This is a genomic window from Vibrio sp. 1402 (assembly GCF_033340275.1).
Window position 1 is genome coordinate 140,803 of record NZ_JAWOWE010000009.1, and the last position, 24,216, is coordinate 165,018.

The window sequence follows — 24,216 nt, forward strand, 5'->3', positions numbered from 1 at the left end:
AGCTTTATTGGAATAGTTTTTCAATTTCAGCAACTTGGCGTTTGCCTTGGCTGTTCAATGGAATTTCGTCGACCACTCGGAATTTTCTCGGGATAGCGATCGGTTCTAGCCAATTGCGCAGTGCCTTGCGAAGCTCAAGCCAAAATTTGCCTTTACCAAGTTCATTAAGCACATCGCTGCCTTGATCGTTAAGTACGATGATCGAGACTAATGTGAGGCGACCAGATTCTTCCATTGGGATCACCACGCTTTCTTGAATCCACGGCAATTGCTCTAAACGTTTTTCCACTTCGACAAGGGAAATACGCTTTTCTTCGACTTTGACGATTCGGTCAGTGCGTCCACGCAATTCAAAAGAAATACTATCATGGAAATAGCATTCATCCGCAGTTTGGTACCAAGTGTTTTCATCAATGTGTGGCGAGCGGAGCTTTAAACAATTTTCATGGTTAAGCTCGGCTTCAACACCAGGGAATAACGTCCAGGGAGTGCTAGCTACGTGCTGCTGACGGTAAGCGATGCCGCCGGTTTCTGTGCTGCCAAACACTTCAATAGGAAGTGACCCAAACAACTCCTGGCTGTGCTGCGCCGCTTGGTTTGGCAAGGGGCCGCCAGAAGAAAATACACACCGAATCGCAACCGGATCGTGCTCTTCACTGAGTCGTTTTAGTAACGCAGGGCTGCTTACTAGCGTGGTGTCAGCGTCAGCGTGATGGACAATTTGCTCTGGGAACTCAAGGTTGTGTGCTGAAAATGGACGTGCGGAGCACAAAGGCCACAATACGCGGAACAGCAAGCCGTAAATGTGTTGATGAGAAACGGTGCTTTCAACGCGTGTGCTGGCAATCGTGTCGCCCCATAGGTTATCTAGAATAGCAACTTCGATATCGAGCTGTTTCAGCGTTTTTGCAATGGCTTTTGGTGTGCCGCTTGAACCCGAAGTAAATAGCGTTACTGGTATTTCTGCCAGGTTTAATTCACGCCAAAAATAAGGTTGTTTGGCCTCTGGCTCGCTAATCACGGTGGTTTCTAGCAATGATTGAGCTTCGATCAAAAGCGAGCTCACGAGTTCTGGAGCCGAGACATCGGCATCATGCAGCAACAAATCGTAGTGCTCACTGAGCTCTTTGAGTGCTTCTGGTTGGTAATTACCAGGTAATACAATGGATTTTCCTGCATAACAACAAGCAAAAAAGCCAACGGCAAACAGGTAGCTGTTGCCAAAACACAACGCAATGTTTTGCGTTGGTTGGGTTTCTAGCTGTTGAGTAAGTGTTGCGACGTGCTGTTGGAAATCACCCCACGTGATAACCGTATCGCGATCGTAAGAGACTGGGGATTGCTCAGACCTCTCTGCGATGAACAAGGTCGCAAGGGAGGTAAAGCTCGAATACGTTGTATTCATACGATTAGTGTTCCTTTCGAACAAATTGACGCACGATCCATTCTCCAGCGAACAAGCCACCAGCAAGTAAGTAGCTGATGAGGCCGTTATAAAGCGTCCATATTTTTACTGGTAGGAAACAGGTATAGAGTGCAACGGCAGCGTTGAGCGTAAAAAAGGCGCACCAAACCACCGTCACTTTGCGAGTGTAAGCCACGCCACTAGCCGGAAGGTCGGGTTCTTGCAAGCGAGCAAGCCTCTCTATGATCGATTGCGGCTGTTTTAAGCTCAGTCCAAATACACACAGCATACATAAATTGACAACGACAGGGTAAAACTGAAGCCACCCGTGTTGTTTAAACACCATGCCAAGTGTAATTAGAACAATGCCAACAGCGCCCGTAGCGAGCGCCAAGAATTTAAACTCTTTTAGTGGGGTCTTATTTGCGACGAAAACACGCAAAAGTAACGCAGCAATTAACAAGCCCCCAACTAAGTTCAAGCCATATTTATCTATACCGAAATAGACGGCGAAGGGGTAGGCAAGCAGTACAATTGCAGACAGACCAGTCAGCAATTGGCGCATTAACTTTCCTTCAATAACTCAGTAACAGCGTTAACCACATCGTCAACGGTTCTTACTGCACTAAACTCTGCTGGCTTGATTTTTTTGCCAGTGACATTCTGTAGGTGTACGACCAAATCAACGGCGTCAATGCTATCAAGATCGAGATCTTGGTATAAGTGCGCATCTGATTGAATGTCGGCTGCGTCAATTTCGAACAGCTCAACAAGCGCATCTTTAACTTGTTCAAATACTTGATCTTTATTTACATCAGTCATGAATATACCTACAACTTATTCATTAGTTTGAGAAGAAACGTATTTCGCTAGATTTGCTACAGACGCAAAGTGTTCGCGCGTATTTGAGTCGTCGGCATCAATAACGATGTTGTATTGTTTTTTTATTGCGAGTCCAAGCTCAAGCGCGTCGATAGAATCTAAGCCAAGTCCATCACCAAAAAGTGGTGCATCCGTTTCAATATCATCTACGGTTAAATCTTCAAGGTTTAAAGCATCAATAATAAGTTGCTTAATGTCGTTGTGTAACTGTTCCACTGGGACCTGCTTATTAATAAAAGTTTTCTGGAAAAATGTTTTCAGCTAGGTGCTGTTGTAAGCGTCGCGCCGCTATTGTCGGCGACGTAGTTTGCTTTATAAAGGGGGTAATCTCAACTTTATCCTTAACTTCAACCCTGAAAAAGGGCTTTGTTGCCGGTACTTGATACCATTTTTTCTCTTTTGTGAGGAAACTTGGTGTTACCGTAATATGGACCACCCTTAAATCTCGCTCTGTTCTTACCGCAATTTGTGCTGCACCACGTTGTAATTTCGGTTCTACACCTGGCGTTGTTCTTGTTCCTTCAGGGAATATAAGCAACACGTTGCCTTTGTTAAATCGCTCATCACAAAGTGCTAATAAATCATCCGGTGCTTCATTGGGAATATATCCGGCTGCTTTTACGATGTGCTTCATAAAAGGATTCGACCATATTGCCGATTTTACTAAACAGTCGCAGCGATTTAATTGTGAAGCAATGAGAACGTAATCGATTAAACTAGGGTGGTTGGCAACAATTAAACAATTACGATCTTGTTGAAGAATATCGGCACCAATAATTTGATAATCGATTGCGCCACTCAACTTCATCAATTTACAAAATGTGTTGAATGAATATCGAATCGCACCTTGAACTTTATATTCGCGTTCCGTTTGGTCTGAAACAAAAATACGAATGGTCGGAATAACAATGAAGCTCAGTACTAAACCACCTAACCCAAATACTGAAAAACAAAAGCCTGTTGCTAGCACACGCCAATACTGATTTAAGCGAGTCATTTTTTGTGCCATTCCCAAGCTTGTTGCGGAGCGAAAATAGTCCACTGGCTTTTATCTAACAAGTATTGTTGCAAAAATACTAAACCTTGAGGAAGAGGATGACCGGAACGTTCTGCGTTTATGGAGCTTTGTATCGCGAACTTGTCTCCATGAGAAAGTATTAAGCCAAGTCCAAACCCTTGGTATTGTTGGTTTTCATATTCTAAATAAGAGTCAGGCATAGGCTCATCAAAATCAACAAGCAGTACTTTTTTGTCAGGATTGTCGGACAAAAACAGCCATGCTTCTAATATTGCGCTTTGGAATGTGTTTTCTGCCGCAGCGATAGAAGTTAGGGGAATGGGTTGTTTAGTTGCGATAGTGGCAAGCCCTGCGGCGGTATTGTGCACCGATTGAGAAAAAGCCATCGGAGACGCCTCTTCTCCATTAATTATATCTTCAACTAGTGCGACGCTGCGATGCAGTTCACCATGACGGCTTGAAAATACGAGGTAATCAACTTGATGTTGATTAAGCATTTCGATTGCAGTTTGTACCGCCAGTTTACTGAGTGGGCTCATTCTTCTGCGCATCATCGCAGGAATATTTGCAACATTGATTTTGCCATCTTCTGGCCATTTTATCTCTGTTGCCCATTGTTTCCATTCATTGGATTCGGATAAACCGAATGAATTCGCTGTCCACGCATCAATATTGAACGAAATGTTGATCTTCGAGTTTGGCATATTGGGTTAAATTGTTTATTTTACAGCTCGATACAAATTGGGGTTGACCCAAATTCACAATAAAAAGGAAATTATCATGTCGCGTTTTAAGCTGTATGTCTCGTTATTATTAACTTTGCTTCTTGTTGGTTGTGGACGAGTACAACCTGTAATGAATGTGGAGGATACTCCAGTTGCTTATGATCTTCAAAATAAACAAGTAAAAATGGCCATAGTGCAATCAGCAACTAACCGAGGCTGGACGATCGAAGAAGTAAGCCCTGGTGTTCTTATTGCAAAAATCCACGTTCGTAAACACTCTGCAGAAGTAAAAATCCCATACAATAATAAATATTACTCAATTATTTATCTCAACTCAGTAAATCTCAAAGCAAGTGATGGCAAAATCCACCGCAATTACAATCGTTGGGTAAACAACTTGAATGTTGATATTCAGCGAGCTATTGCATTGTTGGGCAATCAATCTCAACAATAAAACTATTAATTGCAGTTAGGTTTTTCCGTGTTAAATCAAAATAATGACCCTTTTAATGCTTTTGAAGCGAAGACAGAAGCTCAGAAGTTATCTTTTGCACCAATCGTGTTCCAGACCGCCAAAACGCTTCGAGATTTAGGTATTTTAGCCGCTTTAGACAGCGCTGGCGCTCAAGGCATGAGTGCCACAGATATTGCCGAGAAAACGGGAGTATCAGAATATGGTGTTAAAGTACTGTTGGATATGGCGATTAGTGCGCATATTGTTTTATGGGAACGACCTAACTATTCGCTTGCAAACCTTGGTTTTTACCTTCTTCATGATGGTATGACGAATGCAAACATGGATTTTACGGCAGATGTTTGTTACGCCGCGATGATGCATTTGACGGAAGCAATTCAAGAAGGTAAACCGTCTGGTTTGAAAGAGTTGGGCAATTGGGAGACCATCTATCAAGGTCTATCGACGTTACCAGAACAAGCCAAACAGAGCTGGTTTAAGTTCGATCATTTCTATTCGGATCGCTCGTTCCCACTTCTGCTTAAAGAGGTATTTGCAAGCAAGCCAAAGCATCTTGTGGATATTGGCGGAAATACGGGAAAATGGGCGATTCAGTGTTGTAAACATGACCCTGACGTTCAAGTGACGATTGTTGATTTACCGCAGCAATTAGAAGTAGCGATGAAGAATGTTTCAGAAAACCAGTTCGTCGAGCGTGTACGTCCATACCCTGCAAACATGCTTGATAAAGCACAAACATTGCCTGAGCATGCTGACGTATGGTGGATGAGCCAGTTCTTGGATTGCTTTTCCCCAATTGAGATCCTCAATATCCTTACAAAAGTTAAAGCCCAGTTAACGAAGGGAGATACTATTTACGTATTGGAGCTGTTTTGGGATGCTCAAAAATACGCGGGAGCTTCCTATAGCCTTAATGCCACTTCTCTTTATTTTACCTGTTTAGCTAACGGTAATAGTCGCTTTTATCGCAGTGATGATTTCTTAGAAATTGTCGAAGCGGCAGGTTTATCTGTCGTTGAAAGAACCGACAATATTGGCCTTGGTCATACCTTATTAAAACTACAAGCAAACTAAATTCAGAATGAAAACAGAGCTCAAGCAAGTTGTTGTCGTAGGAGCGGGGCCATCAGGTTCAACCGTTTCTGCGTTATTAAAATCGCGTGGCATAGATGTTGTTGTCTTAGAAAAAGCGACTTTTCCACGCTTTTCCATAGGAGAAAGCCTGCTCCCTGCATGTATGGAAGTTGTTGAACAAGCAGGAATGACCAATGCAGTAAAGCAGTTTGGCTTCCAGTATAAAGATGGTGCTGCATTTCGTCGTAATGGCGTATACACCCAGTTCGACTTTACAAACAAATACACGCCAGGACCGGGCACGACGTTTCAGGTTCAACGTGCCAGCTTTGATAAAGTATTGGCAGATAGCGCTGAAGAGCAAGGCGTAGAGATTCGCTATCAGCATGAACTGCTCAATCTAGTGTTTGAAGGGAAAAAGTCTCGATTAGAAGTGCTCGACTCAAATAAGAAGGCTTATCAAATCGAAGCAGATTTTGTGTTGGATGCCAGTGGCTTTGGGCGTGTTTTGCCACGCTTGTTGGAGCTAGAAGAACCTTCTTGTCTTCCGCCTAGAAAAGCGATCTTTACCCATATCGAAGATCATATCTCTCCCCAAGAGCCGGAATACGATCGCAACAAAATTTTAATTTCAGTTCATCCTGAAAATCACGATGTATGGTACTGGCTAATCCCATTCTCTAATGGTACCTGTTCGTTTGGTGTGGTGGGTGAGCCAGAATTTTTCGAACAATACCCAGAAGATAAGATTGCAGCGTTGCAGCAGTTAGCCAATGAAGAGCCGGGTTTGGCTGCTTTATTGCGAAACGCGAATTACCCGAATCCAGCAGGCGAGTTGGGTGGCTATTCTGCTAACGTCAAACGTTTAGCGACAGAGCACTACGCGTTGCTTGGTAATGCTGGTGAGTTTCTTGATCCTGTATTTTCATCGGGTGTCACTATCGCCATGAAATCGGCAGAGTTTGCAGCGGACTGCTTGGTTCGTCAGCTGAATGGTGAAAAGGTTGATTGGCAAGAAGAGTACTCGCAACGCTTAATGGTGGGAGTGAACACATTCCGCACTTATGTGGAAGGCTGGTACAACGGCACGTTGCAAGATGTGATTTTCTATCAAAACCCGAACCCACGTATTAAACAGATGATTAGTGCGATTTTGGCTGGATATGCTTGGGATACGAATAATCCTTACGTTAAACAAAGTGAGCAGCGTTTGTCGACGCTTGCAGAACTGGTTCGGGAAGCTGAACTGTAAGAATATACATTCGCTTATCCGAGAATCAGTAAACTTAGGTCTTACCAAAAAATTGGTAAGACCTTTTTAATGCCTCTTTACTTTTACTTCTAGCGTGTTGGAGACACATTGACCACTTACATCGGCGTGTATCGAATTTGAGAATTTTTATGGTGACATTGATCACATCCAGGATTCCTGTTGCTGATATTTATATTAAATTTGTAGGAAATGGATTACATTCTGGGAGTGTTCCCTACATCCGGCTTCGTTGTGAAAACGGTTTATAAGCAACTGTATAAGTTAGTAAAGTTCCAAAAACTACATCAAAAAAAAGACAAGTTTCTTACCAAATCAATTCGCTTGGTGAGTTCGAGCCATCGACTACGCCAAACGCTTCCTCTACTTTCTAAAATTGTCGAAGAACATGACGCATCAACGGTCTCTTCGATTGCAGATCCCGAGAACGCGGTCGCGTGGGGAGGTAAAGTTTCTCCAGAGTTCAAATCTAAAGTCATTCGTATTAGTAAAGAGCTAAAGATCAATCCTAATCATCTTATGGCGTGCATGGCATTTGAAACTGCTGAAACTTTCAGTCCAAGCATCAAAAATGGTTCCGGAAGCGGGGCTACAGGGTTAATTCAATTTATGCCCTCTACCGCAGAGTCATTAGGAGTGAACACAAAGACTCTTGCGAGAATGAGCGCGCTTGAACAACTTGACTATGTGAAAGCGTACTATTGGCCCTATCGAAATAAAATTAATAGCTTAGAAGATGCTTACATGGCCATTCTCTACCCTGCTGCGATTGGTAAACCGCCGTCTTTCGTTTTGTTCAGACAAGGCTCAATTGCCTATCGACAGAATGCAGGTATCGATCGCCACAACACGGGGAAAATCACGCTTAATGATGTTTCCTACAAAGTGAGGAAAAAATTAGAAAAAGGTTTGCAGCCCAATTTCATGGGCTAAGATTGTGTCATGTTCCTAGTTTTTCGCGCATGAATCCTTCTGTTACTTCACGGGGATTCTGATACACTACGCGCCCATTTCCTCTGTTGAGACCTTTCTATGCCATTTTCTAAGCTTGGTTTAAGCGCATCGATTGCTGATGCAGTAAAAGCGCTAGGTTATGAAAAACCCACTTCTATCCAACAAAAAGCCATTCCAATCGTATTGCGTGGCCGCAATTTAATTGCAGCAGCGCAAACGGGCACAGGTAAAACGGCCAGTTTTGTTCTGCCAATCTTAGAAAAGCTTAGTCGAGGCGAAACGCAACGTAAAAAACGCGCTCGTGCGATTATCCTAACGCCAACACGCGAACTTGCGCTTCAGGTTCATCAAAGTATTGAAGCTTATGGTAAAAACTTACCATTACGCTCAATGGCGATGTTTGGTGGTGTGGATTATGCACCACAAAAACAAGCCTTGATCGAGGGTGTCGATATTGTGGTAAGCACGCCTGGGCGCTTGATTGATCTGTACGGTCAACGCGCGATTCACTTTGATGAAGTGGAAACGCTAGTGCTTGATGAAGCCGACAAAATGTTGGATATGGGATTCATCGATGCGATCGACAAAATCGTCGACTGTATGCCAGAACATGTGCAAAGTTTGCTGTTCTCAGCGACGTTATCTAACCCTGTTCGTGACTTGGCGAAAAATGCGATTATTGATCCTGAAGAGATCACGATTGCAAAGCACAGCGCCTCAAAATCAAATATTAAACAGTGGATCACGACCGTCGATAAAGACATGAAGTCGTCGCTGTTAAGTCACTTGCTTAAAGAAAATGACTGGTCGCAAGTACTGGTATTTATTGAAACTAAACACGGCGCAGCCAAACTGGTAAGCCAACTTGAGAAACGTGGCATTGTGGCAGAAGCATTCCACAGTGGCCGTAATCAGCGTGTTCGCCAGGAATTAATAGAAAAGTTTAAAGCGGGTGAAATCCAGTACTTAGTCGCAACCGGCGTTGCTGCGCGCGGTATTGATATTGATAATCTGCCAGTTGTCATCAACTACGATTTACCTTACCCAGCGGATGAGTATGTACATCGTATTGGTCGTACAGGTCGTGCTGGCGCGAAAGGTGAGGCGATATCACTGGTTTCAAAAGACGACTTTAAGAACCTCTGCATGATTGAAAGTCGTTTAGGGCACTTGCTAGAGCGAGTGGAAATTGAAGGTTTTGCGCCAAGAAAGCCAGTACCAATTTCAATTTTAAATTACGTGCCTAAGAATAAACGTAAACCGCACGATAAGCGCGAATCAAAATAGCCAGTTTATCCCATGATCTAAAAGCCGCATTCTTGCGGCTTTTTGCGTTTTTAGGCATCCAATTATGTAGCCATCGCGACGGTTTCTATTCGGTAATGAGGAAAAAAGTTAATCAGTGTCATACGCTTAACACGTAAAGTGAATCAAGGTGCGTTAAGCTTTTGTCAATTATCTGTCCGCAGGTTTGCACAAGGTAAGGAATGGGCGCAAACTTTTTTGCTTGCTAATGAATGCATAAGATGGGGCACAAATGAAAACAGGTGATAAGCAATTCGCCGTTATTGGTCTTGGCCGATTTGGTTTGGCAGTGTGTAAAGAGTTACAAGATTCAGGTGCTCAAGTTTTAGCCGTTGACATAAACGAAGACAGAGTTAAAGAAGCCGCCAGTTTTGTTAGTCAGGCGGTTGTGGCTAACTGTACTCACGAAGAGACGGTTGCTGAGCTCAAACTTGATGATTACGACATGGTGATGATTGCCATCGGAGCGGATGTCAATGCCAGTATTCTTGCGACATTGATTGCTAAAGAGGCGGGAGTAAAGTCAGTATGGGTTAAAGCCAACGACCGGTTCCAAGCTCGTGTTCTGCAAAAAATTGGCGCAGACCACATTATCATGCCGGAGCGTGACATGGGGATACGTGTCGCGCGTAAAATGCTCGATAAACGGGTTCTTGAGTTCCACCCATTAGGCAGTGGCTTAGCTATGACGGAGTTTGTGATTGGCTCTCGTTGGATGGGTAAGACACTAAGTGATTTGGCCCTGTGCAAAGTCGATGGCGTGCAAGTGCTAGGGTTTAAACGGGGCCCAGAAATTACCAAGGCACCTGACCTTAATACCACACTAGAAATTGGTGACCTAATTATTGTGGTCGGCCCTCAAGATGCGCTCGCAAATAAATTAAAATCGCTATGACGTATTTTCATCAGAAAGGTGTTTTTTACGCACCAGATGGTAAACAAGAGAAAGCGAAAGGCAATGAACCGCGAATTATATTGCTCAGTTTTCTCGGTGTTTTACTGCCTTCTGCGGTATTGCTAACCTTGCCAGTTTTTTCTGTTACGGGCCTGTCGATAACGGATGCTTTGTTTACCGCAACGTCCGCTATTAGTGTGACAGGGCTTGGTGTTGTCGATACTGGGCAACACTTTACGCTTGCGGGTAAAATCTTGCTGATGTTTTTAATGCAAATCGGTGGATTGGGGCAGATGACTTTGTCGGCGGTCTTACTCTATATGTTCGGCGTGCGTTTGAGTTTGCGTCAACAAGCGCTGGCGAAAGAAGCATTAGGGCAAGATCGGCAAGTCAATCTAAACCGACTAGTAAAGCGGATTGTTGTTTTCGCGCTTGTTGCAGAAACGGTCGGGTTTATTTTTCTCTCTATCCGCTGGGTCCCTGAAATGGGCTGGCAGACTGGTATGTTTTACGCCTTGTTTCATGCAATTTCTGCATTTAACAACGCTGGGTTCGCGCTGTTTTCTGACAGTATGATGAGCTTTGTGAATGATCCGTTGGTTATCTTTACACTGGCGGGGCTATTCATTTTTGGCGGGCTTGGCTTTACTGTTGTGGGTGACATCTGGCTAAACTGGCGCAAAGGTTTCCACTTTTTGCATCTTCACACCAAAATCATGCTGATTGCGACACCGATATTGCTCTTAGTCGGAACGATGATGTTTTGGTTACTTGAGCGAAGCAACCCAAACACAATGGCGTCTTTACCTGCAACAGGGCAATGGTTGGCGGCATTCTTTCAATCTGCGAGTGCTCGAACGGCAGGGTTTAATAGTGTTGACTTGGCGTTGTTTACCCAGCCAGCCTTACTGGTCATGATTGTTCTGATGTTAATTGGAGCGGGTTCCACCTCAACGGGGGGCGGTATTAAAGTTTCCACATTTGCTGTTGCGTTTATGGCTACGTGGACCTTTTTACGCCAAAAGAAACATGTGGTTATGTTTAAGCGAACCATAAATTGGCAAACTGTGACTAAGTCATTGGCAATTATCGTTGTGAGCGGAGCCATCCTGACAAGTGCAATGTTTTTATTGATGCTTACCGAGAAGGCCAGCTTTGATAAAGTTATGTTTGAAACCATTTCCGCATTTGCCACAGTGGGGCTCACCGCAGGTTTGACTGCGGAACTTTCTGAACCTGGTAAATACATTATGATCGTGGTGATGATCATTGGTCGTATTGGGCCGCTCACGCTTGCCTACATGTTGGCACGTCCTGAACCTACCTTGGTCAAATACCCAGAAGACGCCGTTCTTACAGGTTAATATAGCGTTAAACAATGGCCGCGCGACCACTACGAGCATTGATTAATAGCAGTGCTCGTACATTTATAGAATATGTGGAATGTTGCCCAGTTTTACCTATAAATTCGTAGAAGTTCATTTCTTCTTCCTTTCGTTTCGATACTATTCATTCACTCAATTTATATTCTCAGAAGCTACGCTCATAACAGCGTTTTGGAATCCGACGCTTTTGTAGTGTGACACCAAACTACGTCGTGTTATCTGAGCGAATTGATACCAGCCTTCGTCAATAGTCACTCAGTCTTACTCTATGCCCATAGGGTTACTTTGTGTTTGTTGTGCTTGGTATGAATGAACGAATCGAAAAGATGGAGTCGTACTTTGAAATTCAACACACTCGCCATGGCTATGCTAACTGCGCTTCTTGCAGGGAAGAGCATGGCAACTACTCCGCCATCGCCGGTTTGGCATACTATTGCGTTGAGCGATGGTAGCTCCAGTGAGGCAATTCTACGTGGAACGGCAGATTTCCACTGGTTTGAAGATAAGCAGGGCAATGCCTTACTTCAGGAAGACGGCGTTTGGTTTTTCGCGCAGATTCAGCGCGAGTCAGACACGCCAATATTGATCTCGACAGGTGTGGTGAAAACGCAGTCGAGTGAGCCACCTGAGTCGGCGAAGTTTCGCCCGGATTTACAAGTTAAACCGCAATTATCTTCTCTAAAAACCATTGAGCCGATGGCACGAAAAAACCTACTGCGTTCGGCGCAAGGTTACCAGGCGATGAGCAGTTCAACGGTGAAGCAGCAGCCCCTATTGGTTGTGCAAGTTTCGTTTGATGACCAAGCAATGGTGCATGATTTTGAGCAACGCGTATTTAATACCAATGGTCAAAGCGTTGTGGATTACTTTGATAAAAACTCTCAAGGTAAATTCAAAGTTGTTCCTGCACTTGAGAGTTACGGCACCGCCAATGACGGTGTGATAGATGTGACTGTGGCACAAAGCCACCCTAACTGTCACTCTAGTTCGACTGATAAGACATGCACCGCCAAGTTGAATGCGGTTTTCACCGAGGCTTATCAAAAACTGGATCCATACTTTAATCTTTCGGCCTACGACAGCAATCAAAATGGTACCGTAGAACCGTCAGAACTCTCTGTCATGTTTATTTTTGCGGGGGGAGATCGTTCAACAGGGGTTCTCAACCGTCCTGCGATTTGGCCGCACAAATTCTCTCACGATGATGTCACACTAGATGGTAAAAAGATCACAGACTATTGTGTGTTCGCTGACTATCAAGTTGATCATCAAGCGACGTTGGGCGTGATCGTACACGAGCTTGGCCACTTAATGCTTGGCTTACCGGATTTGTACGCAAGGAACAGTGATGCCTCGATCGGCTCTTGGGGCGTGATGGGTGGCGGTTCATGGGCGCAGAAACCGGGAGATTCATACGCTGGTGACACTCCGGTGAACATGAGTGCATGGAGCAAACACGCTGCTGGTTTTGTTGTACCAACGGTAACTCATGAAAGTCCAGCGCCTATTTCTGTGAACAACGACGATGTCAAGCTGGTGTATCTCGACCCGTACTTGAAAGAGTTTGGCCCACGTGTTTACTTGGAAAATCGCACCTTTAGCGGTTACGACCGAGCATTGGCGGCTGAAGGTATCCTGGCGACGTCGGTCAATGTCCAGAACCGCTTTAATGATGTTGGCGCGATGCAGGTTCAAATCATGCAGGCTGATGGTCTGAATGAGTTAGAAAATGATGGTAGGAGTGACGCTGACGATTTATACCCTAATGGTGGCAATGTCATTTCAGATACATCGACCCCGGGTCTGAGAACGATCACAGGGTTTGATACTGGGGTTCGTATTTCCAACATTGCCAGCAACACCAACGGTGGTAGCTTTTCTCTTGAGCATACAAACGAACCAAATAAATCAGCATGGCTGAACTCTCTTCATCAAGGTTATGTGTACGCGAGTGGGAGTAACACTCTGGCGGTGTCACTGGACTTGAATAGTGATACAGAGCTTGATGGCCTTCAACTTTATGCGCAAAGAGATAGCGCTCAAAGTGACATGACTTATCGAGTTTGGCGATTCCCATTTTCTGGAAACATTGGCTATCGATTAATATTGAATCAAAACAACGCTGAGCTTTTACAGCAAGGTAACTTCCAAAAGTCATCTCGAATTTTATTCCCCCAATCAAGCCAATTGAGTGCGGGTCAGCACTTATTGGTCGTTGAATTGGAAGGCGGTCAATTTGATGCAAACTTTGACTTCGGCCGCTTGCTAAAAACTGAAAAAGCCTCCCTACCTGTAATGTGGACTGGTGATTACAGTGAGATTGGCACGTTTGGTCTAGAAAAAGCCGGGTTCTCTTATATTCCGTTTGCAGCATTATTAAATGTGGATGCGAGCAACTTGGTTGAAGCGAAATCTGATTCGTTACAAACCAATAAAAATACGCCAATCAAACTGAACCTGATGGACAATGATTTCATGGCGGTAGGGTATCAGTTCAATGTGGACATTGTGCAGAAGCCTGAGCACGGCACCATCTCTGGCAACCAGTACCAACCTGAAGCTAACTTCGTTGGTCTGGACACTTTCCAATATCGTTTGTTGTCGGTTGATGGTGCGTACTCATCTTCAATCGTGAATGTGCAGGTGGAAGTGCTTGGCAGCAACGAAGCGCCAGTGGCCGTGATTGATGTTGATAATAAAGACATGACGGTTGGGCAGCGAGTCACGTTGTCTGCGTTAAATAGTACGGATGCTGATGGTGATGTGTTGAGTTATAAATGGGAGCAGTTGGCTGGCACTTCAGTTTCTCTTGGCAATGCAACCAGTGTTAGCACAAGCTTTACGGTGCCTCAAGGTGCAAAAGCGGGTGAGGTTCTGACATTCCGTTTAACCGTGACTGATCCTAGTAATGAAACGTCCAGTGCTACCGTCGATTTAACCATGAAAAACGCAGCGCCACTTACGCTTGCAGATACGGCGACCGTTGCCGTTGGTGAAAGTATTCTGATTGATGCAGCGAGCAACGATTCGGATGTGAACGGCGATAAACTGGTTGTAGAAAGCGTACAGAACGTAACGGGTGTGGGAAGTGCGAGTGTAGAGAATGGCAAAATCCGTTTTCAAGCACCGGATAGCCCTACTGACGGCATCAAGCTGCAATATACGGTTTCAGATGGTCATGGTGCCACTGCTACGGGGGAAGTTATCGTGACGGTTGTTGCTTCTTTGAAGACAACGACATTCAAGAACTCTGAAGGTAGCGGCAGTGTTTCTTATTGGGCTTTGATGTTGCTTGCAACATTAGGCTGGCGACGTCGCGTCTAAAACGGTATTAATTGCGGTATAAGCCACTCACATTGAGTGGCTTATTTTTTACCTGATCTATTTTGGTTTCGTTCTCATTGTCTTATGAGATGTGTTTCTCATTATTTTTAAAGCGATTTTTCTACTCTGCGGTTACCCTAGGGGCCGATTTTTATGAACTAAGGATGTTATATGTCTACCGAGGGCTTTTCTGTTTCGGAAATATGCCGAGAAGCGGCAGTGATGGTGAGAAGGAATCTACTCGCAATTGTTATTGCTTGTATTCCGTTGATTATCGTGCACTCAATTTTTGCTTTTATGTATCCTGAAATGACGGGGCAAGATCAAGCGAACGTTCAAGAAGGCAATGTCGCAGGATTTTATTTCGTCACAATTATTTTGTACCCACTTGTTGCCGCTATGGCGGCTGTGCGTGTGCATCGAATTTATTTAGCCGGCGATTACATGCACTCTGCGTTGGATGTATTTCGTTTGTCAGCGCGAGAATTCCGTTTCATAGGCTGGTGGATACTGTTTGGACTGATGATGATGCTCGTTATTGGTATCCCGATCTTTGTGTTGTCGTTTATCTACATTGCAGAAAGTGGTGAAGCCGACTTTGTTGCTATGGCTATTATCACAACGATTGCAAGCATTCCCGGCTATTGGGTAATGGCGCGATGGTCATTTGTGTTGCCAGCGACTGCAATGGATCATCAGCCGCGCAGTTTGCGTCGTTCGTGGAATCAGAGCAGACCATACAACAAACAAGTATTCATTTTGATGGGACTAATTCCATTGGGGGCGGGCTTGCTCAGTCAGCTGATCTTTAGCCACTTTACGAATCTCTTTATGTTGAGCCTCGTCGGTGTGGCCTATGGTATTTTTGGCGCGTACCAGCTGGCATTGTTATCGTTGAGCTATAAAACGGTAGTGGATATCGAACGCGCTCGTTTTGATACGCCATCACAGCCACCAAAAACGGGTGAAGAATTTTCCGCTTAACCCTTTGATCGTTTTTACATGCTACCTCCGTTTAGGAGACGGTCTGCGGCAGGTTGATACCTTCCTGCCGCCTTCACGTTATTCACGCAAAATACCCATGCCCATTTCATGGCTGAATGACAGGGACATTCACACGTATACTCACAACAGTACTTCTTTTTGTTAAGGAACCCTACATGTCCATTTGGCAACGGGTCAATTTCACCCATCGCTTTAGTCAATTACCGTCAGCGTTCTATACGTTGGTCGAGCCACAACCCTTGGACAACACTCGCTGGGTCGCTTGGAATGGTGAGTTTGCACAGCAGTTTGGTTTACCAGCAGAGCAAAACGATGAGTTATTGGCGGTTTTTTCTGGGCTAAGTGAATTCGAACAATTTCGTCCTCTTGCGATGAAATATGCAGGCCATCAGTTTGGCGTTTACAACCCAGATTTGGGCGATGGACGTGGATTACTGTTGGCAGAAATTGAGCATCAGAATGGTACTTGGTTTGATCTTCACCTCAAAGGTGCAGGGCTAACGCCTTACTCGCGAATGGGAGATGGGCGAGCGGTATTACGCTCAACTATCCGTGAGTACCTGTGCAGTGAAGCCATGGCGGGCCTTGGGGTTCCGACGACACGTGCTCTCGGTATGATGGTCAGTGATACACCTGTTTATCGAGAAAAAACGGAATCGGGCGCTTTGTTACTTCGAATGGCTGAAACCCATGTTCGATTTGGTCACTTTGAGCATTTCTTTTACACCAACCAGTTAGCAGAGCAGAAGCTGTTGGCGGATAAGGTGATTGAGTGGCACTTTGCTGATTGTGCATCGGCGGAGAAACCATATGCCGCGATGTTTGACGCCATCGTGACTAAAACAGCCGAGATGATCGCATATTGGCAAGCTTTTGGTTTTGCGCATGGTGTGATGAATACCGATAACATGTCAATTCTTGGGCAAACTTTTGATTATGGTCCGTTTGGCTTTCTTGATGATTATGAGCCGGGATACATTTGTAATCATTCAGACTACCAGGGTCGTTACGCATTTGATCAACAGCCTAGAATTGCGCTTTGGAACTTGTCAGCATTGGCGCATGCGCTATCGCCACTCGTTGAACGAGAAGATTTAGAATCGTCGTTGAGTCAATTTGAAGTTCATTTAAGCCAGCAGTTCAGCCGCCTCATGCGTGAGAAGTTGGGCTTAAAAACTAAGATAGCGGAAGACGGGCGTTTGTTTGAAGCTATGTTTGAGCTTCTTCACCAGAACAAAACGGACTACACTCGCTTCTTCAGAACACTTTCAAACCTTGATAATGCGCCTTCCCAAGCCGTAATCGATTTATTTCTCGACCGAGAAGCTGCGCGAGCTTGGCTTGATCTGTACTTAGCTCGGTGTGAGCTAGAGGTTGATAAACTAGGGGGCCAGATTTCAACCGAACAGCGTTGCAAACAGATGCGTCAAGCCAATCCCAAATACATCTTGCGTAACTACTTGGCTCAGTTGGCGATTGATAAAGCGGAAGAAGGGGACTTTAGCGAATTACACCGATTGGCCGAACTGTTAAAACGCCCATTTGATGAGCAACCCGAGTTTGATGATTATGCGAAATTGCCGCCGGAATGGGGGAAGAAAATGGAGATAAGCTGTTCTTCATAAATGGGTCATTTCCCACCCATTTATATCTTTTTCTTGGGTGGAATTCACTCGTTACACTTCGGATTCATGTTAATGGTCTTTTTTAATTTATTGAAATACATATAAATTTTAACATGGTCCATTAATTGCTCTTTGTTGAACATCCGTACCCATCGCCTAACACCTAGTTACTCATGGACGGGATGGGATGTGATTCAACAAGGAGAATAATAATGTTTAAGCCTCTAACTCTACTATCTGTCTCTGCACTTGCTGTTACCAGTTTTAATGCTGCCGCAAATTGTGACCCAGGTGAAACGGTCATCAAGTTTAGCCATGTAACGAATGCGGACAAACACCCTAAAGGCATCGCGGCTTCGTTACTTGAAAAGCGCGTCAACGAAGAGATGAACGGTAAAGTCTGTATGCAGGTGTTTCCTAACTCAACACTTTATGATGATGACAAAGTGTTGGAAGCGCTACTGAATGGTGATGTTCAACTCGCTGCTCCTTCTCTTTCTAAGTTTGAGAAATTCACCAAGAAGTACCGCCTTTTCGATCTTCCTTTCTTGTTCGATGATGTCGACGCGGTTGACCGTTTCCAAAACTCGGAAGCGGGTGAAAAGCTGAAAAATTCAATGAAACGTCGTGGCCTACAAGGCATTGCGTTTTGGCATAACGGCATGAAGCAAATGTCAGCCAACAAGCCGCTCATTTCTCCAACTGATGCTGAAGGACTTAAGTTCCGTGTTCAAGCCTCTGATGTACTCGTTGCTCAGTTTGAGCAGCTAGGTGCTAACCCACAAAAAATGTCGTTCAAAGAAGTTTACGGCGGCTTGCAAACTAAGGTTATTGATGGTCAAGAAAATACTTGGTCAAACATTTACGGCAAAAAATTCTTCGAAGTTCAAGATGGCATTACGGAAACGAACCACGGAATTCTGGATTACTTAGTTGTGACGTCAAACGACTTCTGGAAAAACCTACCAGATGATCAGCGCGAGCAGTTAAATACCATTATTCAAGAGGTAACTGCGCAGCGTAATGCTGAGTCAACCAAAGTAAACCTTGCGAATAAGAACAATATCATCGAAGCCGGTGGTGTGGTTCGTACTCTAACGCCAGAACAGCGCCAAGAGTGGGTCACTGCACTTCAACCAGTATGGAAGAAGTTCGAAAAAGACATTGGTTCTGACCTAATCGAAGCCGCTTTGGCGTCTAACCAAAAATAATAACAGCTAGCACATTTAGCCCTCTCAAACTGAGGGGGCTCTTTCCCCCTACAGACGACGTGATGTAATTATGGAACAGACTTTTTTTGCCAAGGCTGGACGAATCACCGATGCCATTGAAGAGACTTTGATTGCTTTCTTCTTGGGTGCCATGACCTTGCTGACCTTTGCCAATGTCATCTTTCGTTATGTCTTTAACGACAATATTCTTTGGGCGCTTGAGCTCACCGTTTTCATGTTCGCATGGATGGTGTTGGTTGGCGCATCTTATGGTGTGAAAAAACACTTTCATATTGGTGTCGATGTCATTATTAACATCGTTCCGGAAGGTAAACGAAAAGCCCTGGCGCTTTTTGCAGCAATGTGTTGCTTAGCCTTCTCTATTTTGCTGTTAATTGGCGCTTGGAACTACTGGTATCCGTTCGCTACCGACCGAGCGTGGTATGAAACGGACGATATTCCGATGCCTGAAATACTCCAGTTCATGGCCGACTGGTTAAATGAGGGAGAGCGTTATGAAAAGCTGCCACGTTTTATTCCTTACTTCGCTTTGCCACTTGGAATGGCGCTACTAACGTTTAGATTTGTTCAAGTCACGTGGCAAATCGCTACTGGTAAGCTCGATCGCTTGATTGCAGGACATGAAGCGGAGGAAGAGCTCGAATCTCTTAAAGCTGAGATGAGTGACGCTGAAGACGTAATGGCTCCAAAGGCCTCGCAAGACGCTAAAAACAAGGAGCAATAAGCCATGGATATCTTATTTCTATTTTTGATGGTAATTGGCTTTATGCTGGTTGGCGTGCCAATTGCTATTTCGCTGGGCCTTTCCAGTGTTCTTTTCCTTTTAATGCATTCGGATGCCTCTTTAGCGTCAGTTGCTCAAACGCTGTTTAATGCATTCGCGGGCCACTACACGCTATTGGCTATTCCATTCTTTATATTGGCTTCAAGCTTTATGTCGACGGGTGGCGTAGCAAAGCGGATCATTCGTTTCGCCATTGCCATTGTAGGCTGGTTCCGCGGCGGTTTGGCGATGGCTTCGGTTGTAGCGTGTATGATGTTTGCCGCGTTGTCAGGTTCCTCACCTGCAACGGTTGTTGCCATAGGTAGTATTGTTATCGCAGGTATGATCAAAAACGGTTACTCAAAAGAGTTTGCCTCTGGGGTAATTTGTAACGCAGGTACGCTAGGGATTTTGATCCCACCTTCGATTGTGATGGTGGTGTATGCAGCCGCAACGGATGTGTCAGTTGGACGTATGTTCCTTGGTGGTGTGATTCCCGGTTTGCTGGCGGGTGTCATGTTGATGATCGCGATTTACATTGCCGCGAGAATCAAGAACCTTCCAAAGCAACCTTTTGTCGGTTGGAAAGAAACTTTTGATGCCGCCAAGGATGCAAGCTGGGGCTTGTTGTTGGTCGTCATCATTCTTGGTGGTATCTATGGCGGTATCTTTACGCCGACAGAAGCCGCTGCGGTTGCTGCTGTGTACTCATTCTTTATTGCTAACTTTGTATACAAAGACATGGGGCCATTTGCAGACAAGAAAAACACTAAACCTGCGCTCGTTAAAATCTTCCAAACCTTTGTTCATAAAGACACGAAACACACCCTGTATGAAGCGGGCAAACTCACCATCATGCTGCTGTTCATCATTGCTAATGCCTTAATTTTGAAGCATGTTTTAACGGAAGAACGCATCCCGCAAATGATCACCGAGTCGATGCTCTCGGCTGGTCTCGGACCAATCACTTTTTTGATTGTGGTGAACGTCTTGTTGCTGATTGGTGGTCAGTTCATGGAGCCATCAGGCTTGTTGATCATTGTTGCGCCGCTCGTGTTCCCAATTGCGATTGCATTAGGTATAGACCCAATTCATTTGGGCATAATGATGGTGGTGAATATGGAGATAGGAATGATAACGCCGCCCGTGGGTCTTAACTTATTTGTGACCGCTGGTGTTGCCAAAATGTCGATGATGAACGTAGTGAAGGCAGCATTACCCTGGGTTGGAGTGATGTTCTTGTTCCTAATTATCGTCACATATGTACCATGGGTTTCGACTTGGTTGCCTACTACCTTGATGGGGCCGGAGATCATTACCAAGTAATGGAAGCCAGAAAGTAGAAAGAGGTGTGAGAATTCACACCTCTTCGTCTATTGACTTGTAACAAGTTTTGCGCGGGTCTGAATTAATTCGACGTTCATAGTGTCGCCACCTCTTTTTATTTTTACGACGCTCTTCACCGAATCTTCTCTCTTCTTGATAGCAACCGTCTACGAGCACGGTATCTGTAACAATCGGTATTCTCACTTTTTCGTTCATATCTATAACAACCATGATAAACCCGTTGTTAAAAATTATGATTCAAGTTGAATATAATGCCAGCTATTTGAACGTGTTTTATTTGTAAAGGTCTTTATTTATTTGGTAGCGCTGCATCTTGTCGTAAAGGGTTTTTCTTGGCACATTCAATTGGCACATTGTCTGTTTAATACTACCGTTGTTTTCTAATAAAGCGCCTTCAATGGCTGCTCTCTCAAACTCCGCCACTTGCTCTGCAAGGCTTGAGGAAGACTTAGCGACTGGGTTTGATTCTCCCAACTGAATTAACTTACCCAATAGCACAAAACGCTCTGCAGCATTTCTGAGTTCTCGAACATTGCCAGGCCAGTCATGGCTCATCAGTTGCGCTAGATCTTGGGGTGACAAGCTAGGTGAGCTTTTGCCATAACGTGAAGCTGCTACCAACAGAAAGTGGTGAAAGAGGGCTGGAATGTCTTCTTTTCGTTCGCGTAGTGGCGGGAGATCCAAGGTCACGACATTGAGCCGATAATAGAGATCCTGACGGAAAGTACCTTCTTCAGCTGCGTGTTTTAAATCGACCTTTGTTGCGGCAATCACTCGAATATCTAAAGGCAATAATTCATTTGAACCGACACGCTCAATCACGCGCTCTTGTAATACCCTCAATAAACGAATTTGGGCTTGGATAGGCATCGACTCGATCTCATCCAAGAAAAGTGTGCCGCCTTGTGCAAACTCAAATTTACCGATACGACGGCTTTCGGCGCCAGTGAATGCGCCTTTTTCATGGCCGTAGAGTTCACTCTCAATTAAGTTCTCTGGAACCGCTCCACAATTTACGGCGACAAAGTTTTGGTTCCGGCGAGAGCTTTGCTCATGTAAAGAACGAGCGATTAACTCTTTCCCTGTACCGGTTTCACCAAACAATAAAATATCGGCGTCGGTATCGGCGATTTGGGTGATGGTCTCTCGTAATATTTGGATGCTAGAGGTTTCACCAATAACTCGTGGACCAAGGGTTTTACTGGCTTTAAGTGACAGGCGCAGTTTTTCATTTTCATTGGTTAGTTTGCGCTTCTCAATCGCCCGCTTAACCGTTTCAACCAAATGCTCTGGCGCAAAAGGTTTCTCAATAAAGTCGTAAGCGCCTTGATGAAGGGCTTGCACTGCCATGGAAATATCACCGTGTCCAGTGATCATGATGACGGGTAAGTTTGCATCGCGTTGAGTCAAAGTTGTTAGCATATCCATACCAGAAATGCCCGGTAAACAGATATCAGTGACCACGACGCCAGCTTCTTCTCCTTGCTGCATCGCTATTAAAGCCGATTCTGCATCCACAAAAAACTTGGCGTCGATATCCGCAAGTTCAAAGGTCTGTTCTATAGCGAGTCTGAGATCGGCCTCATCATCAATAAAAAACACCTGACACATGATCTTATCCTTTTGATGGTTCAGTGTTGTAAGAAGTGATAGGTAAACACAATGAGAATCGAGCGCCGCCTTGTTCTCGATTATGGGCACATAATTTTCCATTCATACTGGCTAAGATTTGTTGCGAGATAGAGAGACCCAAACCTAAACCGTTCAGTTTAGTGGTTAGAAACGGCTCACATAAATCAGAAAGTGAGAAAGAGCCAAGTCCTGGGCCATTATCATCAACATGAATCCAAACTAAATCAGTGTGCTCATCGTGTTCTACAGATAATTCTACCTGTTTGTCTTGTTGTTCTTTGAGTGCTTCTATCGCATTAGTCAGTAAATTGACCAACACTTGCTCCAGTTGAATAATATTGATCTGCACTTCAACATCATGCTCTGGCAAATTTGTTTCTAACGTGACGCGCCCTGATTTAAATGCGGGCTTCATCAGTTCTTTTACAGAGGCTATCACAGGGAACAATCGAGATTGAGCCAACTCGTCACCACTGGTTTTTTTGGCGAAAGAGCGAAGTTGCTGACTGATATTTGCCATACGGTCAGTGAGAGCAGAAATGCGAGTGAGATTATCTTCCACTCGCTCATATTTTTCTTTTTTTAGAAACAGCTTGCCGTTCTCCGCAAAGCTACGAATTGCTGCAAGTGGATTATTCAGTTCATGGCTGATACTGGCCGACATTTGTCCTAACACCGCGAGTTTCGCTGCTTGCACCAATTCATCTTGAGTAACGCGTAAAGTTTGCTCGGTATCGATACGCTGTGCGATCTCCGCTTGCAACTCGGCAGTCCGTGCCATGACTTGATATTCCAACTTTTGATTTGCTTCTTGTTGAATTCGTTCAAGTTGCAAGTGACGCTGTTGACGGTGATAGATAAGCTGACCAATTAAAAACAAAACCATGAATGCTAGAGTGAGTACAAAGATGTAACCCATGGTGAACCAAACGATCGACTGTTTAGGAGACAGCACACGAATTGTCAGTTTGAGTTCGGGAAGGGGCAGCGAAGAGACCACCAAGGTTCCTTTATTGTATGGGTAACCCTGTTTAAGCTCAGAATGCACCTCGTCCAAACTACCCACTAATCCAAGCGTTTCAATTGGCGCATCAAGATATTGTTGGCTTGCCCAAACTTGCTTTTTCTCTTTTTTTGTCAGTGGTTGTAAGCTTTTGAGCAGCCATTCACTTCGGCTACTCATGAAAACAATTCCGTATGGGTCGCTGGCGACAAAAACACTGTTTGGTTGCTGCCAGTTGTCCTCTATCTTACTTAGGTCCATCTTCACCACGACGACACCAAGTACACCGCCAGCGTATATGATGGGATAAGAATAGTAGTAGCCACGTTTACCAGATGTTGAGCCCAGTGCGTAGTATTGGCTTCTTTTGCCTACAATGGCTTGTTTGAAATAAGGGCGAAATGCAAAATTTCGCCCGATAAAGGAGCGCTGTTTACGCCAGTTGCTGGCCGCGATCGTTGTACCCCATTGATCGATTAAGTACGTATCCGCTGCTTCAATCACGCCATTAACGGATTCTAAATACCGATTAGTGATTTCCAGTTGCGCACTGTTGTTGGGGTGCAGAAGCGCTTGATAAAGAGGATCATCTTTAGCGAGAAGATTTGGGATATGGGCGTACTTATCGAGTTTATTTTTTATATGGCCAGAAAATTGCTCAAGCTGTGATTGGTGTTTATCAAGTAGAGATTGATAACTGGTCTGCCAAACCCAATGGCCACCGATAATTGCGCACAGGAAATAGAAAGCAAAAAATGTCAGCAGAATCCGTTTTTTTTGCGACATCCTTACACTCCTTACAACTTCCTTTGGTCACGTAAGAAAATGTTAATAGTTTGTAGGAAGGATTAGGGATTTAGTTTTCAACTCTGTGGAGTAAAACAAGAGCAAGATCTC

General features: G+C 44.5%; 22 protein-coding genes. 13 read left to right on the forward strand and 9 right to left on the reverse strand.

All coding sequences use genetic code 11. From position 1 onward, the window contains the following. Nucleotides 1-4: 4 nt before the first annotated feature. The 6 genes from R7044_RS17125 to R7044_RS17150 are packed head-to-tail and all read right to left on the reverse strand — an operon-like array spanning nt 5 to nt 4,009. Nucleotides 5-1,405, reverse strand: a complete 1,401-nt coding sequence (locus tag R7044_RS17125) for an AMP-binding protein (protein ID WP_017819932.1) — start codon at nt 1,403-1,405, stop codon at nt 5-7. A 4-nt stretch (nt 1,406-1,409) separates the two neighbouring features. Further along, nucleotides 1,410-1,970, reverse strand: a complete 561-nt coding sequence (locus R7044_RS17130; RefSeq protein ID WP_017819931.1) for a hypothetical protein — start codon at nt 1,968-1,970, stop codon at nt 1,410-1,412. Then, nucleotides 1,970-2,227, reverse strand: a complete 258-nt coding sequence (locus tag R7044_RS17135) for an acyl carrier protein (RefSeq protein WP_005382279.1) — start codon at nt 2,225-2,227, stop codon at nt 1,970-1,972. The genes R7044_RS17130 and R7044_RS17135 overlap by 1 nt, the downstream gene beginning before the upstream one ends. A 15-nt stretch (nt 2,228-2,242) precedes the next feature. After that, nucleotides 2,243-2,503 (reverse strand): phosphopantetheine-binding protein, encoded by a 261-nt coding sequence (locus R7044_RS17140; RefSeq protein WP_005382278.1) that lies wholly within the window; start codon nt 2,501-2,503, stop codon nt 2,243-2,245. Nucleotides 2,504-2,516: 13 nt separating this feature from the next. Continuing rightward, a complete protein-coding gene (locus tag R7044_RS17145) occupies nt 2,517-3,284 on the reverse strand; it encodes a lysophospholipid acyltransferase family protein (RefSeq protein ID WP_005388305.1) in 768 nt (255 codons plus the stop codon). Then, nucleotides 3,281-4,009 (reverse strand): beta-ketoacyl synthase chain length factor, encoded by a 729-nt coding sequence (locus tag R7044_RS17150; RefSeq protein WP_017819930.1) that lies wholly within the window; start codon nt 4,007-4,009, stop codon nt 3,281-3,283. The genes R7044_RS17145 and R7044_RS17150 overlap by 4 nt, the downstream gene beginning before the upstream one ends. Nucleotides 4,010-4,085: 76 nt before the next feature. Here R7044_RS17150 and R7044_RS17155 point away from each other — a divergent pair, with 76 nt between their 5' ends. The 13 genes from R7044_RS17155 to R7044_RS17215 all read left to right on the forward strand — a co-directional run bounded on the left by R7044_RS17155 (nt 4,086) and on the right by R7044_RS17215 (nt 20,663). Further along, the gene (locus tag R7044_RS17155) at nt 4,086-4,484 is read left to right on the forward strand and encodes a hypothetical protein (protein WP_005382272.1); all 399 of its coding nucleotides are present in this window, start codon (nt 4,086-4,088) and stop codon (nt 4,482-4,484) included. A 27-nt stretch (nt 4,485-4,511) separates the two neighbouring features. After that, entirely contained in the window at nt 4,512-5,579 is a 1,068-nt protein-coding gene (locus R7044_RS17160) for a methyltransferase (protein WP_225455706.1), read from the forward strand. A 7-nt stretch (nt 5,580-5,586) separates the two neighbouring features. Then, nucleotides 5,587-6,831 (forward strand): NAD(P)/FAD-dependent oxidoreductase, encoded by a 1,245-nt coding sequence (locus R7044_RS17165; RefSeq protein ID WP_005382268.1) that lies wholly within the window; start codon nt 5,587-5,589, stop codon nt 6,829-6,831. Nucleotides 6,832-7,041: 210 nt separating this feature from the next. Further along, on the forward strand, nt 7,042-7,782 hold the full coding sequence (locus R7044_RS17170) for a transglycosylase SLT domain-containing protein (RefSeq protein ID WP_081008346.1): 741 nt from the start codon (nt 7,042-7,044) through the stop codon (nt 7,780-7,782). Between the two features lie 99 nt (nt 7,783-7,881). Further along, a complete protein-coding gene (locus R7044_RS17175) occupies nt 7,882-9,090 on the forward strand; it encodes a DEAD/DEAH box helicase (RefSeq protein ID WP_033906892.1) in 1,209 nt (402 codons plus the stop codon). A 250-nt stretch (nt 9,091-9,340) separates the two neighbouring features. Continuing rightward, entirely contained in the window at nt 9,341-10,003 is a 663-nt protein-coding gene (locus tag R7044_RS17180; protein WP_005388291.1) for a potassium channel family protein, read from the forward strand. Next, nucleotides 10,000-11,367: a TrkH family potassium uptake protein gene (locus tag R7044_RS17185; RefSeq protein WP_025766961.1), complete on the forward strand. Its 1,368-nt coding sequence runs from the start codon at nt 10,000-10,002 to the stop codon at nt 11,365-11,367. Before R7044_RS17180 ends, R7044_RS17185 begins: the two co-directional genes overlap by 4 nt. A 360-nt stretch (nt 11,368-11,727) precedes the next feature. Further along, on the forward strand, nt 11,728-14,712 hold the full coding sequence (locus R7044_RS17190) for a M6 family metalloprotease domain-containing protein (protein ID WP_225455707.1): 2,985 nt from the start codon (nt 11,728-11,730) through the stop codon (nt 14,710-14,712). Nucleotides 14,713-14,883: 171 nt separating this feature from the next. Further along, on the forward strand, nt 14,884-15,696 hold the full coding sequence (locus R7044_RS17195) for a hypothetical protein (RefSeq protein ID WP_033906890.1): 813 nt from the start codon (nt 14,884-14,886) through the stop codon (nt 15,694-15,696). 176 nt (nt 15,697-15,872) lie between these two features. Then, nucleotides 15,873-17,342: a protein adenylyltransferase SelO gene (locus R7044_RS17200; RefSeq protein WP_225455708.1), complete on the forward strand. Its 1,470-nt coding sequence runs from the start codon at nt 15,873-15,875 to the stop codon at nt 17,340-17,342. Nucleotides 17,343-17,554: 212 nt separating this feature from the next. Next, the gene (locus R7044_RS17205; protein ID WP_017634784.1) at nt 17,555-18,553 is read left to right on the forward strand and encodes a TRAP transporter substrate-binding protein; all 999 of its coding nucleotides are present in this window, start codon (nt 17,555-17,557) and stop codon (nt 18,551-18,553) included. A 70-nt stretch (nt 18,554-18,623) separates the two neighbouring features. Beyond that, nucleotides 18,624-19,298, forward strand: a complete 675-nt coding sequence (locus R7044_RS17210; RefSeq protein ID WP_005384308.1) for a TRAP transporter small permease — start codon at nt 18,624-18,626, stop codon at nt 19,296-19,298. A gap of 3 nt (nt 19,299-19,301) precedes the next feature. Then, nucleotides 19,302-20,663 carry a TRAP transporter large permease gene (locus R7044_RS17215; RefSeq protein WP_005382255.1) on the forward strand — a complete coding sequence of 454 codons (1,362 nt, stop codon included), beginning with the start codon at nt 19,302-19,304 and terminating at the stop codon, nt 20,661-20,663. Nucleotides 20,664-20,696: 33 nt separating this feature from the next. Here R7044_RS17215 and R7044_RS17220 read toward each other — a convergent pair whose 3' ends face one another. The 3 genes from R7044_RS17220 to R7044_RS17230 all read right to left on the reverse strand — a co-directional run bounded on the left by R7044_RS17220 (nt 20,697) and on the right by R7044_RS17230 (nt 24,105). Further along, nucleotides 20,697-20,879, reverse strand: coding sequence for a hypothetical protein (locus R7044_RS17220; RefSeq protein WP_021034161.1), 183 nt, complete (start codon nt 20,877-20,879; stop codon nt 20,697-20,699). A 78-nt stretch (nt 20,880-20,957) separates the two neighbouring features. Further along, a complete protein-coding gene (locus tag R7044_RS17225) occupies nt 20,958-22,295 on the reverse strand; it encodes a sigma-54-dependent transcriptional regulator (RefSeq protein ID WP_017819922.1) in 1,338 nt (445 codons plus the stop codon). 4 nt (nt 22,296-22,299) lie between these two features. Further along, nucleotides 22,300-24,105, reverse strand: a complete 1,806-nt coding sequence (locus R7044_RS17230) for a sensor histidine kinase (RefSeq protein WP_017819921.1) — start codon at nt 24,103-24,105, stop codon at nt 22,300-22,302. Nucleotides 24,106-24,216 lie beyond the last annotated feature (111 nt).

Coding starts and splice junctions, on each gene's coding strand:
- R7044_RS17135 (WP_005382279.1), bottom strand. CDS start 2,227: ATGACTGATGTAAATAAAGATCAAGTATTTGAACAAGTTAAAGATGCG.
- R7044_RS17145 (WP_005388305.1), bottom strand. CDS start 3,284: ATGACTCGCTTAAATCAGTATTGGCGTGTGCTAGCAACAGGCTTTTGT.
- R7044_RS17170 (WP_081008346.1), top strand. CDS start 7,042: ATGGATTACATTCTGGGAGTGTTCCCTACATCCGGCTTCGTTGTGAAA.
- R7044_RS17215 (WP_005382255.1), top strand. CDS start 19,302: ATGGATATCTTATTTCTATTTTTGATGGTAATTGGCTTTATGCTGGTT.
- R7044_RS17230 (WP_017819921.1), bottom strand. CDS start 24,105: ATGTCGCAAAAAAAACGGATTCTGCTGACATTTTTTGCTTTCTATTTC.
- R7044_RS17195 (WP_033906890.1), top strand. CDS start 14,884: ATGTCTACCGAGGGCTTTTCTGTTTCGGAAATATGCCGAGAAGCGGCA.
- R7044_RS17175 (WP_033906892.1), top strand. CDS start 7,882: ATGCCATTTTCTAAGCTTGGTTTAAGCGCATCGATTGCTGATGCAGTA.
- R7044_RS17165 (WP_005382268.1), top strand. CDS start 5,587: ATGAAAACAGAGCTCAAGCAAGTTGTTGTCGTAGGAGCGGGGCCATCA.
- R7044_RS17155 (WP_005382272.1), top strand. CDS start 4,086: ATGTCGCGTTTTAAGCTGTATGTCTCGTTATTATTAACTTTGCTTCTT.
- R7044_RS17205 (WP_017634784.1), top strand. CDS start 17,555: ATGTTTAAGCCTCTAACTCTACTATCTGTCTCTGCACTTGCTGTTACC.
- R7044_RS17220 (WP_021034161.1), bottom strand. CDS start 20,879: ATGAACGAAAAAGTGAGAATACCGATTGTTACAGATACCGTGCTCGTA.
- R7044_RS17150 (WP_017819930.1), bottom strand. CDS start 4,009: ATGCCAAACTCGAAGATCAACATTTCGTTCAATATTGATGCGTGGACA.
- R7044_RS17125 (WP_017819932.1), bottom strand. CDS start 1,405: ATGAATACAACGTATTCGAGCTTTACCTCCCTTGCGACCTTGTTCATC.
- R7044_RS17225 (WP_017819922.1), bottom strand. CDS start 22,295: ATGTGTCAGGTGTTTTTTATTGATGATGAGGCCGATCTCAGACTCGCT.
- R7044_RS17130 (WP_017819931.1), bottom strand. CDS start 1,970: ATGCGCCAATTGCTGACTGGTCTGTCTGCAATTGTACTGCTTGCCTAC.
- R7044_RS17210 (WP_005384308.1), top strand. CDS start 18,624: ATGGAACAGACTTTTTTTGCCAAGGCTGGACGAATCACCGATGCCATT.
- R7044_RS17185 (WP_025766961.1), top strand. CDS start 10,000: ATGACGTATTTTCATCAGAAAGGTGTTTTTTACGCACCAGATGGTAAA.
- R7044_RS17200 (WP_225455708.1), top strand. CDS start 15,873: ATGTCCATTTGGCAACGGGTCAATTTCACCCATCGCTTTAGTCAATTA.
- R7044_RS17180 (WP_005388291.1), top strand. CDS start 9,341: ATGAAAACAGGTGATAAGCAATTCGCCGTTATTGGTCTTGGCCGATTT.